The sequence below is a fragment of the Psychroserpens luteus genome (genome assembly GCF_015319355.1).
Lineage (GTDB): Bacteria > Bacteroidota > Bacteroidia > Flavobacteriales > Flavobacteriaceae > Psychroserpens > Psychroserpens luteus.
Genome location: NZ_JADILU010000003.1, coordinates 443945 through 462390 on the forward strand (window position 1 = coordinate 443945; position 18446 = coordinate 462390).

The following is an 18446-nucleotide window of genomic DNA, read 5'->3' on the forward strand; positions in this document are numbered from 1 at the left end:
GTATTTCCTTTTTACAATTGACATGAACCAAAAAAATATGTTACATCTTTAAAATTGATAAATCACAGATTTAATTTTCTTTGAATTAGCAAATAATTATAATTTAATTAATTGTAAAAATTAGATACTGTTTATTTATCTATATATTAACGGTTAAATTTTAGTAGAACGTTTTTTTTACAGATGTTATTACTAATGAAATCTTAACTTGTAGCTAGACTAATCATCAAAATATGAACATTTATTTAATTATTTTTTTAGAGTTTCTATTCATATCTTCTAGTATTCTTTTATTGTTTAAACTTAGAAAAGTGTTGGGCTTAGCACCTCTTTATCTCTTTTTGGGTGCTGTTAGATATTTACAAGCTTTATCGGGTACAATGGTAAGTTTTAATGTCTTAGACGAAAGAATAATTTATCCCGGATCTGTTATTATATTTAGTTCTCTTTTATTTGCAGTCTTATTGATTTATATTAAAGAAGGTGTTTCTAGTGCTAGAGCTCTTATTTTAGGGATTATCATTTCAAACCTCCTTTTGTCTGCATTGTTTGGTATTACACATGTACATAACTTGGATGAGATACAATCATCGTTTGCTTTTTTAATAAATGATACATATTTCATTATAGGTACGATTTTATTGCTGGTAGATTTTCTACTACTGGTAATAATCTATCAATTTTTGATTTCAAAAATAAGTAAACGCTATTTCTTTTTTACGCTCTTTATTTCGCTCTTAGTAGTTTTGATTTTTGACGCATTTCTTTTTAATATAGTGCTCCACTATGGCTCCGAAGATTTTGATAACTTATTAGTAGGCAATATTATTGGGAAATTTATTGCAGCAATCGTATTTTCTTTGATTTTGTATATTTATTTAAGGTATATAGATAATGAGAAAAGTAATACTTCTTTTATAGTCAATCAAGAGCGAGATGTTTTTTCAATAATAAGACATGAAAAAAAATATCTAAAATTAAAGGCCGAAAAGCAACAATTAGAGGAAAATCTAACCTCACTACTAGAAACAACTTTGGATAATATTTCAGATGGATTTATATCCCTGGATATTAATTGGCGCTATACCTATGTTAATAAAAAAGCAGCAGAACTTTTAGGGAGGTCAAGAGAACAGTTAATAGGAAAACATATTTGGACAGAATTCCCTGAAGGTGTAGGTCTTTCTTTTTATAATGCATATTACAAGGCTTTTGAAACTCAAGAAACGGTATACTTTGATGATTATTATGAGCCATTAGATAAATGGTTTGAAAACAGAATATATCCATCTCCAGAAGGATTGACAATTTATTATACAGATATAACAGAGCAGAAAAAAGCAAACTCTGAGAGTCAAATGTTGCTTTCTTTAATAGAAACTAGTGATGATTTTATTGGATTAGCAACTTTAGAGGGCAAACCAATTTATTTAAATGCTAACGGTAGGCAGTTAGTTGGGTTAGAAACTGATGAAACTTTGCCCACTTTTATTGCAGATTTTTATCCTGATCAATATCGAAATAAATTAATAAAAAATATTTTACCTAACATTTTTAAAAACAATAAATGGGATGGCGAAACTGAATTTAAAAAATTTAAAACGGGTGATTTAATACCTATTGAAATGTCTCGTTTTTTAATAAAAGACAAAATAACAGATGAACCAATAGCATTAGGTATCGTAGCTACAGATATTACTAAACGAAAAGAGTCTGAAGAAAAAATAATAAAAAGTGAACAGTTATTTAAACGATTAACATCTAAAGCTCCTGCAGGAATATATCAAACAGATATAGAAGGTTCTTGCAATTACGTAAACGAAAGATGGGCTAAATATGCGGGAATATCATATGAAGAAGCTATGGGATATGGTTGGGCTACAGCCATTCATCCCGATGATAATGAAAGAATAGCTAAAGAGTGGGAGAAATTTGTATTATCAGGAGATAATGAGCTTGAAACACAGTTTAGATTTAAACATCAAAACAACAATATTATATGGGTGTCTGTCAAAACTATAGGAACATATGATGCTCAAAATAATTTGTATGGTTATATAGGAATGGCTCTTGACATTACAGAAAAGAAACAAGCGGAAGAAAAATTAATAAAAAGTAAAGAGTTATTTAAAAGATTATTATCTAATGCTCCTGTAGCCATTTTTCAAACAGATAAAGACGGTGCTTGCAATTATGTTAATGAAGAATGGATGAAATACTCTGGGTTAACTTTTAAGGAAGCTATGGGATATGGTTGGACTAACGCTTTGCATCCCGAAGATAAAGATAAATTTCTTGATTTAAGGCAAAAAGCTATTTCTACAGGAACCGAATATGTTACAGATTTAAGGTTTCTTGATAAAAAGGGTAAAACAACATGGCTTTCAACAAAAGCTGTTAGCTTGTATGGTATTGATAATCAGCTGTATGGTTACGTAGGGACGCTTATCGATATTACCGACCGTAAAGAAGCTGAAGAAAAATTAGCAGATAGCGAGCAATTGTTTAGGCGATTATCTTCAAATGCACCTGTCGCTATTTTTCAAACAGATAAAGATGGGGTTTGCAATTATGTTAATGAAGAATGGATGAAATATTCTGGATTAACTTTTAAAGAATCCTTAGGTTTTGGTTGGTCAAACGCCATACATTCAATGGATAGAGATAGAATTATTAACGATTGGGAACAAGCTGTTTCTAGTGAAAGTGAATTGATTTCAGACTTTAGAATACTAAATAAACAAGGGGAAACAAAATGGCTTTCAGCTAAATCAACAGGCTTATATGATTCTAATAACCAATTATATGGTTATATAGGTACACTTGTCGATGTTACTAAACGTAGAAAGGCTGAAGAACAAATTATTGAAAGTGAAAAATATCTAGATAATATTATAAATAATATTGGTGACCCTTTATTTGTAAAAGATAAAGACAGTAAATTGTTGATTGTAAACGATGCATTTTGTTCAATTTTTAATGTTGAAAGGGATGATGTAATTGGTAAGGATTTATCCTTAAATGTATCTAAAGAAGAAAGAAAAAGTTTTTTAAGTATAGATGAGCAAGTTATATCGTCAGGTATTGAAAATGTTAATGAGGAAACGTTAACAATAAGTGGAAAAGGGTCAAAAATAATCTCTACAAAAAAAACCAGATTTATAGATGATAATGGTAATAAGTTTTTAATTGGAACCATTAGAGATATTACAGAACGCAAGAAAGTAAATGAAGAAATCAGGATGGCACATCAACGACTTACTACGCATCTTAATAATTCTCCACTAGCCATAATTGAATGGGATGAGAATTTAATTATTCGTCGTTGGTCGGTACAAGCCGAAAATATATTCGGTTGGGAAGCACATGAAGCTGTGGGAAAACATTTTAACTATTTAAATCTCGTCTACGAAGAAGATTATGCATCTACAGAGGTTATCTCTAATGAATTAATGAATGGTAAAGTAAAGAACAACAAGATTATTAACCGTAATAACACCAAAACAGGAAAAGTCATTTACTGCCAATGGTATAATTCTGTTTTACAATCTCCAAATGGACAAATAGAAACCGTTCTTTCTTTAGTACAAGAGGTTACAGAGCGTATAGAATCTGAAGAAAAAATAAAGGAAAGTGAAGAAAAATTTTCTAAAGCTTTTGAGTCTAAGGTTATTGGGATAGCCATACTTAATAAAGAAAAAAAGATTATTGAAATAAATGAAGCGTTTACAAACATTGTTGAATTTAAAAGAGAAAACATGTTAGGGAAAACTGCTGAAGAAATAGGGCTATTTAATTTTGATAATAAAGAAAATCTGGAAAATGAAAATAAGCTATGGAGTCAATTTAGTGAAAATGGTTATGTATCAAATATTGAATTAAAATACCTCATGCAAACAGGAAGAGAACTTTTTATATTGATTTCATTACAATCGCTCCAACTAAATAATGAAGATCATGTTTTGATAACTGTTTTAGACATCACTGAAAAGAAAAATGCTGAGGATGAATTAGATAAATACAGAAATAATCTTGAAGAATTAATTAAAACTAGAACCGATGAAGTTAATTCGAAAAATGATGAATTACTACGAATAAATAAATTGTTTGTAGGTAGAGAATTAAGAATGAAAGAGCTAAAGAATATTATTAAAGAATTAGAATTAAAAAATGATAATTAAATCAACTATTAGAATTAGTAATCTATTTAATTTTACTTTATTATGAGAAATAGCCCTTTTTATCTTTTTATTAAAAAACCTGTGGTTATTGGTTTAATCTCTTTTATAATACTACTTGTTGTTAGCCAATATATTGCTTATCAGAAGTATTTAATAAACGAAAATGAGCAGAAAAAAGAAATAAACAATCAAGTAAATTTAATAAAAGATAAACTGCAATCGTTAGTGATGCATAGCTATTCAGCAACAAAAACACTAGGGTATATTGTAGAAAGAAATGGAATCCCAGCAGATTTTGATAGCATAGCAAGTGAATTATTAAACCTGAATAAATATTTTGACGTTGTAGAACTCGTTGATGGCGATGGTTTTATCACGCATGTTTATCCACTAAAGGATAATCAAGTGATTGGCTTTAATATTATAAAAAGTACAGAAGCTAGTAGTGGAGCACTAGCTACTATTAAAAGAAAAGATTTTTTTATTGCAGGTCCAGTTAATTTAAAACAAGGTGGGATTGGTATTGTAAGTAGACAGCCTATTCTTATAGATGGTGATTTCTCTGGGTTTTCTGCAGTTGTTACTAAACTTTCTACTTTTTTTAATGACCTCAATATAGATGCTTTTAATGAAAACCGTTTTGTTTATCAATTATCAAGAGTTAATGTAGAAACTGGTCAGGAAGAATTCTTTTTAGAAAACGATATGTCGTCTTTTAAAGAATTTGCTGTACCTATTGAAATGTCTGTTGGTGAATGGAAATTATATGTTGTACCAGCACTTAGCGAATTTAATACGGGAGTATGGTTTTCAATATTTGGATTTTTAATAGCAATAGCAGGTAGTCTGGGTATTTGGTTTCTTGCAGGACAATCTGAACGTTTAAATAAATTAGTTAGTATTAAGCTAAAAGAACAAGAATCTGAATTAAAATTAATTTATGAGACTACTAAAAAAAGAATAAAAAAGAGTGAGTCAAATTTAAGAAAAGCACAAAAAATAGCTCAGCTTGGTAGTTGGGAGTTGGATATTGAAAAACAAAAACTGTCTTGGTCTAAAGAAATGTACAGGATATTCGAAAAAGATTCTAAACATTTTGAGGTTACTCATAATGCATTCTATAATTCTATACATCCTGAGGATAGAGATATGGTATCTAAAATATATAAATATTCAGTTGAAAAGAATAAACCCTACCAAATAACATATCGTCTAAGTCTTGATAATGAACAGATAAAATATGTTGAAGAACAATGTGAAACCTTCTATAATGACAATCAGGTTCCTGTAAAGTCTTTTGGTATAATACAAGATATTACAGATAGGAAAAAAACTGAAGGCATATTAAAAAACAGGGAGTTGTTATATCGTAGTCTCACATCTAATGCACCAGTTGCAATTTTTAATATGAATGCAGTAGGAGATTACACCTATGTAAATGAAGAATGGTTGAAATATTCTGGGATGAATTTTATTGAGGCTATGGGTTCTGGTTGGCAAAATGCTTTGCATCCAGAAGATAGAGAAAGAGTATTAGATGAATTACAAGAATCGATCTTAACTAATATCAAATATAATTCAGAATGGAGATTTCAGGATAAAAACGGTAAAATTACTAACCTAGCGGTAAAAATAACAAAACTGTTAGACGCCAATAATGATCTGTATGGACATATTGGGATTGCATCAGATATTACTGAAAGAATAGATAACGAAAAAGAATTGTTGAATTATAAAAACAATTTGGAGAATTTGGTGAATTTAAGAACACAAGAACTTAGTGATAGTAAAGACGCTTTATTAAACCTATTAGAGGATATCAATTTTCAATCTATTGAATTAGAAAAAGAAAAAGTTAAAGCGCAATCTGCAGATTTAATGAAGTCTGCTTTTTTAGCAACTATGTCACATGAGTTAAGAACACCAATGAATTCTATTATTGGTTTTACGGGTATTCTTTTAAAAGAATTTGCTGGTCCATTAAATGAAGAACAGAAAAAGCAATTGTCAATGGTTAAAACAAGTGGGCAACACTTATTGGGTTTAATTAATGACGTTTTAGATATCTCTAAAATTGAGGCAGGAAAATTAAACGTATCAATTTATCCCTTTAATTATTTAACAACCTTAGAAAAAACTATAGATTTTTTATTACCTCAAGTCTCTAAAAAAGGGCTTATTATTAAAACAGAAATTTCTAGTATGGATATTTCTATAACAAGTGATGAGCGGAGAATTGAACAAGTATTACTCAATCTGTTATCAAATGCAATTAAGTTTTCTAATAAAGGAACAATTAAAATTAAAGTAGATATTATTGATGATTTGCTAGTCACACAAGTGATAGATCAAGGTATAGGTATTGAACAAAGAGACCTTAACAAATTATTTATGCCTTTTATTCAATTAGATGGTGGTTTGAGTCGAACTCATGAAGGTACTGGTCTTGGATTAGCAATTTGCAAAAGTTTAATAGAAAAATTAGGAGGAACAATACAAGTACAAAGTAAAAGAGGTGAAGGAAGTAATTTTACGTTTAAATTACCAATAGAAGATGTTAATAATAAATAAGTAATAAAAAATAAAATCTTAAATAGATTGTGCTATTTTTGTGAATTCATAAATTAAAGCATTGACTATAACTTATATACACAATTAAATTAATGATGCCTACTATATTAATAATTGAAGACAACCAACAAAATATGTATATGTTATCTTATCTATTAACTCAAAATAATTATAACATAATTAAAGCATTTAATGGGTTAGATGGTTTAAAGTTAGCACATGAAAATAATCCTGAAATTATTTTAATAGATATTCAACTTCCAGATATGGATGGTTATGAAATATGCAATAAATTAAGGCATAATGGCCTACCCAAAAACACAACAATTATTGCGGTAACATCTTATGCAATGGGTGGAGATAAAGAAAAAGCAATAGAAGCAGGTGCAGATGGGTATTTGGAGAAACCAATTAACCCAGAAACTTTTGTAGGTCAAATGCAGAGCATTATTAATGCAAAATTATAAATGGATAAGAAAACTATTTTAATAGTCGATGATACTTTCGAAAACTTATACTTGCTAAGAGTAATTCTTGAAGAAGCAGGTTATACTATAATTGAAGCAAAAGACGGTAGCGAAGGGCTAAAAAAATTACATGAAAATAGAAATGTAGATCTTATTATTTCAGATATTTTAATGCCTATTATGGATGGGTATTTATTCTGTCAAGCATGTAAAAAAGATAAGTTATTTAAAAAGATCCCATTTGTTTTTTATACTTCAAATTATACTGAAAAACTAGATGAAGATTTTGCCTTAAAATTAGGAGCAACAAAATTTTTAAGAAAGCCTATAGAACATGACGAATTTCTTACTATTATAAAGGATGTTTTTGAAAAAGAAAAAACTCAAGTAAAATATACTGAAAAAATAGAAATTTCAGACGGTCAAGCCTTAAAACTATATAGTGAACGACTCATCAATAAATTAGAACAAAAAAGTTTAGATTTAGGGAAAGAAGTTTCAGTAAGGGAAAAAGCCGAACAGTTATTAATTAATGAAAACGAAATTTTAGATTTAATTGCTGTAAACACACCTTTAGATAAAATTTTTGAGAGGTTACTTTTAAATTACGAATCTCTTCACCCAAATTATTTTGCTACTATTAGTTTATTAGATGATGATGGCTCGCACCTTAATCTAGAGTCAGCGCCTTCAATGCCCAAGGCATATAGTTTGGCTATAAAAAGAGTAGCAATAGATAAAAACACGGGCTCTTGTGGTAGAGCTGTCTCTAACCAAAAACCAGTTATTGCTTCAGATATAAGTACAGATAAATTATGGGCAAATTATAAAGATTTAGCATTAAAACACGATTTGAAATCATGTTGGTCTGTTCCAATACTTTCAAAAACCAAAACTGTTTTAGGTATTTTTGCTATTTATAGCAACTGTATAAATACACCTTCTTTAGAAGAGATTCGCGAGCTTAATCTTGCTGTAAACTTAGTCAATATTGCAATTGAAAAATCTCGAATTGTAGCAGAAATTCAAAAGAAAGATGAGTCTTATAGAGCGCTATTAGATCAAGTGAGTGATCCTATTATAACATATACTTTAGATGGAACAGTTTATGATTTTAATAAGGCTTCATATATCAGTTTAGGTTATAGTAAAGAGGAATTTTTAAAATTAAAAATTCAAGATTTTCTGGTTGGAGATTTAATTGTAAACCAAGATCTTAACGACAAATTGTTAAATGGAGTAGGAATTGTTTTTGATAGACAATTATTAAGAAAAGATAAATCATTAATAACTGTAGAAATTTCTGCAAAATTGCAAAAGGATGGCAGAATACTTGGTGTTTCTCGTGATGTAACAGAACGTAAAAGAGCAGAGGAAAAACTTTTAGAGAGCGAATACAATTTAATACAATCTCAAATAGTTGCCAATATTGGGTCTTATATTGTAGATTTAAATACAATGACTTGGGAATGTTCTAATGTACTTGATAAAATTTTAGGGATAGATGAATCCTATGTGAAAACGGTTGAAGGATGGAATAATCGTATTCATCCAGATGAAAGAAAAGAATTACTAAGTTATTTTAAATATTGTATTGCAAACAATAAAAAATTTGATAAAGAATATAGAGTTTTAAAACTAGATACTAAAGAAGAAATTTGGGTGCATGGTATCGGGGAATTGCTTTTTGATGATGAAGCAAATCCTACAAAAATGATTGGTACTATACAAGATATTACCTCTCGTAAACTATCAGAAATATTACTTCAAGAAAGTGAAAAATCACTATTGATAGCTCAAAAAATAGCGAAAATAGGGAGTTTTGATTTAACTATTAAAAAATCAATAGGAGAAACATCAGTCATCTTTAATGAGATTATTGGAGTAGATAGTGATACAGAAGTAGATTTTGATCTTTGGAAATCAATAGTACATCCAGAGGATAGGCCTCTTATTAAAAAAGGTGTTATCGAAAGTCTAAATCTTAAACAAAAATTTAGTTTAGAATATAGAATTTTCACTAAAGACAATAAAAAGTTAAAATGGATTCATGGTTTAGGAGAAATCGTTTATTCTAATGGAAAAGCTACAAATTTTGTTGGTACTATTCAAGATATTACAGAACGTAAAAACACAGAATTAGAATTAAAAATAGCCAACGAGTTTTCATCAAGTCTTTTAAAGTCAATGAATGAAGGGTTGTTTGCTATAAACTTAGACTCTGAAATAATTAGTGTAAATCCTGCGTTTTGTAAAATGACAGGTTTTACAGAAAAGGAACTAATAGGTCTTAAGCGTCCATATCCTTTTTCGCCACCAGAATTAAAAAAAGAAAATGATAAGCGCTATGAATTATTAATACAAAATAAAAATAAAGAGAATTATGAAAACATATACATGCGTAAAAGTGGAGAACGCTTTCCTGTGCATGTTATGGTTTCAAGTCTTTATGATGAGCATGGCATAAAAACTGCAAATTTTGCTACCATACAAGATATTACAGAGCGCAGAAAAGCAGAAACAAGTTTACGTCTTGCAAAAGAATTTAATGACAAACTTGTGATGTCTATGCAAGAAGGATTGCTTATGATTGATCTGTCAGGTAAAATTATAAAAGTAAACGAATCGTTATGCCATATTTTGGGCTATTCAGAACAGGAGCTTATTGGTCTTGAGTTGCCATATCCATTTGCTAAAGCAGAAGACTTTATTAAAATGCAAGATATCAAGTCAAAAGTAGCAATCGATGAGTCTCCATCATTTCAATTAGAATTTTTTAGAAAAAATGGAGAGCAATTTATAGCCTCGTTTTTAGCAGGAACTATAAAAAATGATGATGGAGAAGTTATGGCGATGTTTGCTACCATAAAAGATATTTCCGAAGAAGAAAAAGCCAAAAATATTTTAAAAGAAACCGCAAAAAAGTCATTAGAGAGAAAAAACATTATTATCGAACTAGCTAGTCTGGTAGGTACTGATTATAAAGAGGCATTAAATAAAATTACAGCACTATCAGCAAAAACACTTAATGTTGAAAGAGGAAGTATTTTAAAATTTAATGAAGAAAAAACCGAAATGATATGCGAAAAATTATACACTAAAAAAAGTAATGATTACGAAAGTGGACAAGTGTATTCTAAAAAAGGAAATGACAAGTTTTTTGATACATTAATTGAAAATAAAACAGTTGTTGCTTCCAATGCAATAAGTCATGAGCTTTCTACAGGGTTTATAGATGATTATCTTATACCATTAAATATAAAATCTAAGTTAAGTATTCCAATTCAAGGTTTAAATGGAGTTTATGGAATTTTATGTTTTGAACAAGTTGATACTGTTCATGTTTGGACTGCAGATGAAGAAGAATTTGCTATTTCACTTGCTAATTTGGTATCTTTAATGGTTGAAAGTTCTGAGCGTAAATTAGCTGAGGATGAGTTATTTGTAATTAACAAAGAACTTAGTGATTCACTTGATGAAATAATTGAATTAAAAAGCAAATTAGAACAAGAAAATAATTATCTACGGAATGAACTAGACCTAGTATTTAACTATGAAGAAATGGTTTATGGTAGTGAAGAATTTGGCAATGTTTTAACCGAAATAGAAAAAGTAGCACCAACAGATGCTACAGTATTGTTACTTGGTGAATCTGGAACTGGTAAAGAATTATTAGCCAGAGCGATACATAATATAAGTAATCGTAATAACAAACCTTTAATTAAGGTTAATTGCTCAGCGATACCAAGAGAGCTTTTGGAGAGTGAATTATTTGGTCATAAAAAAGGATCGTTTACTGGAGCATACAATGACAAAGTAGGAAAGTTTGAATTAGCAGATAATGGTACTTTGTTTTTAGATGAAATTGGAGAGATGCCTTTAGATATGCAGCCAAAAATTTTAAGATTTTTACAAGAAGGAGAAATTGAAGTTGTTGGAGACGTTGGTTCAAAAAAGTTAAACGTTAGAGTCATAGCTGCGACCAATCGAAACTTGAAAGAAGCCATTGAAAAGAAAGAATTTAGAGAGGATTTATTTTTTAGGTTAAATGTTTTTCCTGTAGATGTTCCACCACTAAGCAAACGAAAAAATGACATTCCCTTATTAGTAGAGCATTTTGTCGATAAGTTTAATAAAGCTTATGGTAAAAATATTAAATACATAGCAGATGATGCTATGAGTCAACTTCAGAGTTATAATTGGCCTGGAAATATTAGAGAATTAGAGAATTTAATAGAACGCGCATCTATTTTATCTACAAATGATACATTGTTAATACCAGGATTTGAATCAACAAATCAAAAGTCAAAATCAAAATCAATTAATAGTCAAGACTTATCATTAGATACTGCACAACGTAATCATATTCTTCAAGTACTGGAACAATGTAATTGGAAAATAAGTGGTACAAATGGTGCTTCTGCATTATTAAAATTAAAACCTAGTACACTACGTGATAGAATGCAAAAGCTAGGTTTAAAAAAACAAATTTAAATTAACGGTATTTCGTTATTTCCTAAAATCATCAAAATGATTTCACGGTATACCGTGTCATTGTAAATTTTGATTCCTCCATGTATTTTATTATAAAATACTGTTAATCAGTGTTTTGTTTTTGTTTTCTGTATCTACATAATCTTTTGGCACATCAATTGTCATACGTTTTCCAAACATAGATAGTTATGAGAAACGTAATTCAATTTGATGGCATTAAGTTTTGGGTTGATGAAAATATAATTCACTGCAAGCTCAAAAAAGAATTTTTTAAAAATTATCAAAAGGAAAATATTGAAGAGATATTTTATAACTCTATTTCTATTGTATCTAATGGAAACTACATGCCAATATTATTCAATCTAGAAAACATTAGTATTCTAAACTCCTTAAAAATATTTAGGCTTATATCCAATAGTTTTCAAATGAGAAGATTAGTTCTGCCCAGGATATTCTTAGTTCAATCTAATAACTTAAAACTTTTACTTACTCTAAAGAATGATGTTAGCATTCATGCAGTCACAAACAAGTTTTTCAGTGATTTTGATTTGGCAATTAAATATTGTGAAAATGATTATACCGTTTTTAATAATGTAAGCAAACAAGAACTGATATGAGCAAAATGATAGGATTTAATAATGCAATATTTTGGACAGATGAAACAGAGATTCTTTATTGCGAATTTAGTAACACTGACCCTAGTTTAAAATTAGAAACAGATAGAGTAGAGGCATACATAGAAGCTATTACCAGTTTATGTGATGGTAAAGCGATGCCATTTCTCATAGATTTAAAAGGAACTCGAGGTACTTTTTCTATCTCTGCTGCTAAACTAGTCGCTAAAAACCCTGATTTGGTGAAGTTAAGAATTTCAGAATCATATCTAATCAATACAATAGGTGTGAAATTACTAATTGGTTTTTATAAACGATTGTATGATCCAATTACACCATTTGGAGTTTTTAATGAATTGATAGATGCTAAGGAATTTTGTAATGTAACTAAAGGCGAGTTTTATGGAAGCAATTAAATATAATTTACCAAGCAGACTCAATGAGAGTGTGTTAGACGTTATAGTAGAAAACTCTATGGTTTCTATAGTAGATTCATTTGGTAGAATAGAATATGTAAATGAAAGTTTTTGTAGTCTTTTAGAGTCTAATGCAAGTGAACTATTAGGTGAAACACTAGAGCTTCTAAAGTCACCAAGACATATAGAATTAGTATATAAAAATCTTTGGAAATCTATTAAGTCAAGGCAAAAGTGGAATGGTATATTAAGTACAAAGACCTCTAGTGGAAAATCAATTACGTTAGACACCATTATTGTGCCAATTAAAACAGATAATTATTGGTCATATGTTATCAAATATAAAGACATCACTCTACATTATAATGAGAATGTTAAACTTTTAGAACGAGACAATAAGAGCCAGACTTTTCTAGAAAATATGCCATTACATATATTTTCAATAACTAAATATGGTAAGATTTTAGATGCAAATAAAAAGATATGTAATATTGAAATAGTAGATGTTATAGGTACTTATGTATACGACCATATTAATCCTAGTTGTTATGAAGTTTTAAAAAATAATATTGATATTGTTTTTAAAGATAAAATCCCAAAGCAATTTGAATTTTTTGATTTTGATGAGAATGAGAGAAAGACGTTTTATTCGTCTATAATTTCTCCTGTATTTAATAATTTAGGAGTAGTAGTTACAGCAACTATTTGTTTTCATGAAATCACAGATTATAAGGGATTGAGTGAGGATTTGCAATACAAGGAGGCTAAATACAGATCAATTTATAAATCTTTAAATGTAGGTATTAATGTTGTTGCAGACGATAAAGGGAAAATACGTGAATGGAATAAAGGAGCTAAATTAGCATTTGGATATTCTGAAACTGAAATATTAGGAAGACCTATTACGGTTTTGACTTCAAAAAAGTATAGAGAACCAAACATCAAAGAATTAATAATAGCTATAAGAAAGATAAAAGAAAATCAAGATGCAGATATTATTGAAATACAATGTTTAAGGAAAAACGGGGAAGAATTCCCTGTTGAATTTACACTAAATCGTTTAAGAGTTAATGGTGAAACGATGTATTGTGCTCTAATGATTGACATCACCAAACGTAAATCATTAGAAATTAAATTAAATCAAAAAAGGAAGGATTTAGAACAGTTCTTATATCGTTCAGCTCATGATTTAAGAGCTCCCTTTTCTTCAGCACAAGGTCTTGTCAACTTATTAAAAGAAGAAAATAACAAAGAACAAGCTGAAGTTATAATTGAAATGCTAAGTACGACTATAAATACTGGTAAGGCTTTATCAAATAATTTATCTGAGGCATCTATGATTTCAGCAAAAAATTATGAAGACACGTATATAAATTTTCATAAAACTACTAATGATGTAATAGAAAACCTTAGTGATCATGAAAATTTCAAATTCATTGACTTTAAAATTGATATTGATGTACAACAGCCCTTTAAATCAAAACCAGAATTAATCAACTCTATATTTCAAAACTTAATAGAAAATGCAGTAAAATACTCCAAAGAACCATCAGAAAATCATACTCCAATCATAGATATTGCTGTAAAATATAGAAATGAGGAGTTAATGATTGTGATTTCTGATAATGGAATTGGAATCAAAAAACAATGTATTAAAAACATATTTGATTTATACTATAAGTCCTGTGACAAAGATGTTTCAGGAAGTGGATTGGGACTCTATATTGTTAAGAGTATAGTTGAAAGTTTCGATGGAAATATAAAAGTAAATAGTGACTTTAATAATGGCGCATGTTTTAAAATTCATTTACCCCAACTAAAATAAACCTTACTTATGAAACTAAATTTCATGTTAATTGATGATAACAATATTGATTTGTTTATAAATCAGAAAATTATAGAAAACTCAAAAATTCTTTCAAACATTAGAGCTTTTACTAGCGCAAATTCAGCAGTTAAATACTTAAAGGGTTTAGAAGAAAACACAGGAATTAATAATATCAACATACCAGATGTCATTTTTTTAGACATCAATATGCCAGAGATGAGTGGGTTTAAATTTATTAGAGAATTTAATAAGTTGAAGACAGAAAAAATGAAATCTATAAAAATTTATATGCTTTCTTCATCAACATATTTTAAAGATGTTCAAAAAGTTAAACAAGAAGAAACTTGCATAGGTTATATAGTTAAACCCTTAACAAAAGAAACTATTCATAATGTGTTATCTGAATTTAATATTACACAAACCGCATAAGACAAAATTAAAATCAATATTTAATCGCTTTAAATAATGTTATCACACATATTGATGTAAAGTATATTGCAATATAAAACGCGATACCAAAAGTCTTGTTTTATGGAATGAAAGATAGTATTGTCTCATACTCGAAATTACCACATCATTTATGTAAACTTAACAATAAATAATATCTTGTTTTAAATGGACTAGAGTAATTTTACGAAATTATAAAAAACGTAAATAGGTCTTATAGTTTATTTAGAGTAGAGGTAGAACAATATAGATTACATCAATTTCTTTTTTAAAATGTTAACAATACAAAGTGATTTTTAAACAATACACTTAGGTATTACAATATAATTCAAACCAAACGTTTACAGTTTTTATGGTAAGTCTTATTCATACTAATTTTGTGATTGTTTTGTTATTGATAATTTTAGAGCTATTTTGTACAGAAATTATATATTAATACCTATACAAAATGCGAATTGCTAAGTTTTCTTCGGAAGTTAAAACATTTAAATTATTAGCAACATTAATTTGTTTTACATTTACATTTTCATTTCAAGCTCAAGAGTTACCTCCAATTCAAAATTTTACTACAGAAGATTATGGTGCGCAGAACCAAAATTGGTCAATCTCTCAAAGTTTAGATAAGTATATTTATGTTGCCAATAATTTAGGGTTGCTAGAATATAACGGTGCAAAATGGCAATCGTATGAATCTCCAAATAGAACAGTATTAAGATCTGTAAAAGCTGTAGGTAATCGTATTTACACAGGTTGTTATATGGAGTTTGGGTATTGGGAACGTAACCCTTTAGGAACTTTAGAATATGTTTCTCTATCCCAAAAACTAGATTTAAATTTAATTGAAGACGAACAATTTTGGAATATCATCGCACTAAAAGATTGGATTATCTTTCAATCATTAAATCGAATATATATTATCAATGCTCTGGATTTATCGGTAAATGTTATTAATTCTGAAACTGAGCTATCTAAAATGATTGAGAATAATGGGACTATCTATTTTCAGAAAAAAGGGTTAGGATTATTTAAGATTGTTAACGGAAAAGAATCACTAATTTCTGATAATGAGATATTAAAAAATAACAGTGTAGTTAATGTTTTTCAGTATCTAGATAAATTTCTTATCCAAACTCAGGAACATGGATTTTTTGTTTTTACTTCCGAAGAAATAAAACAATGGGATATTCCAGCAAATGACATGCTATTAGAGACGAGCGTTTTTAGTAGTCTACAATTAAAAGATGGCACGTTTGTATTGGGTACGATATCAAGTGGAGCTATTTTCATGTCTTCCGAAGGAAATATAAATTATAAAATAGATCAGGATAACGGTTTGATAAATAATACTGTGCTTTCTGTTTTTCAAGATGTTGATGAGAATGTTTGGTTAGGACTTGATAATGGGATTAGTTTTATTAATATGACTTCACCGTATCATATATATAAGGATGATAGTGGTAAATTGGGTACTGTTTATACGTCTTTGGCTGTAGGTGATGTGCTTTATCTTGGGACTAATCAAGGCTTGTTTTATAAAAAAAGAAATGACTCTGGTAAGTTTAAATTTATGGATGGTACTAATGGTCAAGTGTGGATATTACGAAATATTGATGATAAAATATTTTGTGGTCATAACAAAGGCACCATGATTATTGAGAATGATAAAGTAGTAAATACTATTGCAGAGGGTATAGGGACTTGGGATTTTAAACGTATTCCTAATAACAATAACCTTATTTTGCAAGGTAATTATAACGGATTAAGTGTTTTAGAAAAGATTAACGGTAGTTGGAGTTTTAGAAATAAAATAGAAGGCATTGATGTGTCTGTTAGGTTTTTTGAGTTTTCAAATGATAATCTATATATTAATCATGAACTTAAAGGTTTGTATACTCTAAAATTAGATGATAATTTTCAAAAGGGAGTCATTACTAAACGTATAGATCATATATATAAAGGTACTGGATCAAATATTATAGATTATAATGGAGAATTGATTTATGTGTCTTCGGAAGGTGTCTTTAAACAAAACAACGCTCTTGAGTTTGTTCAAGATACAACTTTTACTAGTTTGTTTTACCCATTCAAACAAATGACCACATTAATGGAAATTAATGGAGATAATAGTATGTTGTGGAGGTTTACAGATGATAATATTGCATTTGTTTCTTCGGGTAGTATGAGTAATATCTCAAGTTTGAAATTATTTCCAGTTTCAAATTCTATTAAAAATGTCGTTACAGGTTTTGAAAATATATCTAAAATTAGTAATAACGAGTTTTTAGTGGGACGATCAAATGGTTATCTAGTAATTAATGAAGATGTACCTCTTCCTCAAAAAGATCTTGAAATAGCTATAAATAATATAGAAATACACAAAATTGATGAGTCAAAAATAAAATTAGATCCAAAAGTTGAAAGAACTTTTAAGAATAAACAAAACAATATAAGTTTTGAATACAGTTTTGCAAATTATGGAGAAATCGTTGAAAATAAATACCAATATCAATTAATAGGATTGTCTGATAATTGGTCTGATTGGACAGATGATTCTTCACAAACTTTTGAGAATTTACCATTTGGATCATATACCTTTAATGTTAGAGGTAGAGTTGGTAATAATATTACTAATAACATAGCATCTTATGTTTTTACAATAAAAAGACCGCTATTACTGTCTAATCTAGCGATTGCTTTATATATATTATCAATTATTACACTATTATTAATATTACACTACTATTATAGAAGGCACTATAAAAAGCAGCAACTAAAAGTTATTGAAAATGCTAAACGTGAGTTGGAAGTTCAAGAATTAGAGAATTCACAAGAACTTATGTCTGTAAGAAATGAGCAATTACAGCAAGATATAGATAATAAAAATAGAGAACTTGCTATTTCTACAATGAGTATTATAAAGAAAAATGAGTTTCTTAATAATATAAAAGAAGAACTTAAAAATGCAAATGAAGCAAAAGGTATTGCTCCAATAATTAAGATTATTGATAAAAAATTAAATAACACAGACGATTGGAAATTCTTTGAAGAGGCATTTAATAATGCAGATAAAGACTTTTTAAAGAAAGTAAAATCAAAACACGCATCTTTAACACCAAACGATTTAAGACTTTGTGCGTACTTACGACTAAATTTATCTTCAAAAGAGATAGCTCCTTTATTAAATATTTCTCCAAAAAGCGTAGAAGTTAAACGCTATCGTTTACGTAAAAAAATGGAATTATCTCATGAAACTAGCTTAACAAATTACATCCTTGAATTATAATAACTATACAAGCTAGTTTATTACCTATACATTACCTATACATATGACATTTTTTGAGTTTTACAACGTTGTAGTTTTTTAATTTAACATTTCTCTAAGACCTTGTTAAATCTAGTTAAATTAAGAATTCTTTAAAAATAATAGA

Annotated in this window: 9 protein-coding genes; all 9 read left to right on the top strand. The window is 28.6% G+C overall.

Features of this window, described 5'->3' with window-relative positions; genetic code table 11:
* The first annotated feature begins 233 nt into the window (after positions 1–233).
* The 9 genes from IM744_RS09015 (at position 234) to IM744_RS09055 (ending at position 18301) form a co-directional block, all read left to right on the top strand.
* Positions 234–4181, top strand: coding sequence for a PAS domain S-box protein (locus IM744_RS09015; protein ID WP_194507797.1), 3948 nt, complete (start codon positions 234–236; stop codon positions 4179–4181).
* 42 nt (positions 4182–4223) lie between these two features.
* Positions 4224–6752 (top strand): ATP-binding protein, encoded by a 2529-nt coding sequence (locus IM744_RS09020; RefSeq protein ID WP_194507798.1) that lies wholly within the window; start codon positions 4224–4226, stop codon positions 6750–6752.
* Between the two features lie 92 nt (positions 6753–6844).
* Complete coding sequence (locus IM744_RS09025) at positions 6845–7219, top strand: response regulator (RefSeq protein ID WP_194507799.1); 375 nt, start codon at positions 6845–6847, stop codon at positions 7217–7219.
* Positions 7220–11713: a PAS domain S-box protein gene (locus tag IM744_RS09030; protein ID WP_194507800.1), complete on the top strand. Its 4494-nt coding sequence runs from the start codon at positions 7220–7222 to the stop codon at positions 11711–11713.
* Positions 11714–11901: 188 nt separating this feature from the next.
* Positions 11902–12330, top strand: a complete 429-nt coding sequence (locus tag IM744_RS09035; protein WP_194507801.1) for a hypothetical protein — start codon at positions 11902–11904, stop codon at positions 12328–12330.
* On the top strand, positions 12327–12743 hold the full coding sequence (locus IM744_RS09040) for a DUF7793 family protein (protein ID WP_194507802.1): 417 nt from the start codon (positions 12327–12329) through the stop codon (positions 12741–12743). The genes IM744_RS09035 and IM744_RS09040 overlap by 4 nt, the downstream gene beginning before the upstream one ends.
* The gene (locus tag IM744_RS09045; protein WP_194507803.1) at positions 12730–14568 is read left to right on the top strand and encodes a PAS domain S-box protein; all 1839 of its coding nucleotides are present in this window, start codon (positions 12730–12732) and stop codon (positions 14566–14568) included. Before IM744_RS09040 ends, IM744_RS09045 begins: the two co-directional genes overlap by 14 nt.
* A gap of 9 nt (positions 14569–14577) precedes the next feature.
* Positions 14578–15000 (top strand): response regulator, encoded by a 423-nt coding sequence (locus tag IM744_RS09050; RefSeq protein ID WP_194507804.1) that lies wholly within the window; start codon positions 14578–14580, stop codon positions 14998–15000.
* A 466-nt stretch (positions 15001–15466) separates the two neighbouring features.
* Positions 15467–18301: a helix-turn-helix and ligand-binding sensor domain-containing protein gene (locus IM744_RS09055; RefSeq protein ID WP_194507805.1), complete on the top strand. Its 2835-nt coding sequence runs from the start codon at positions 15467–15469 to the stop codon at positions 18299–18301.
* Positions 18302–18446 lie beyond the last annotated feature (145 nt).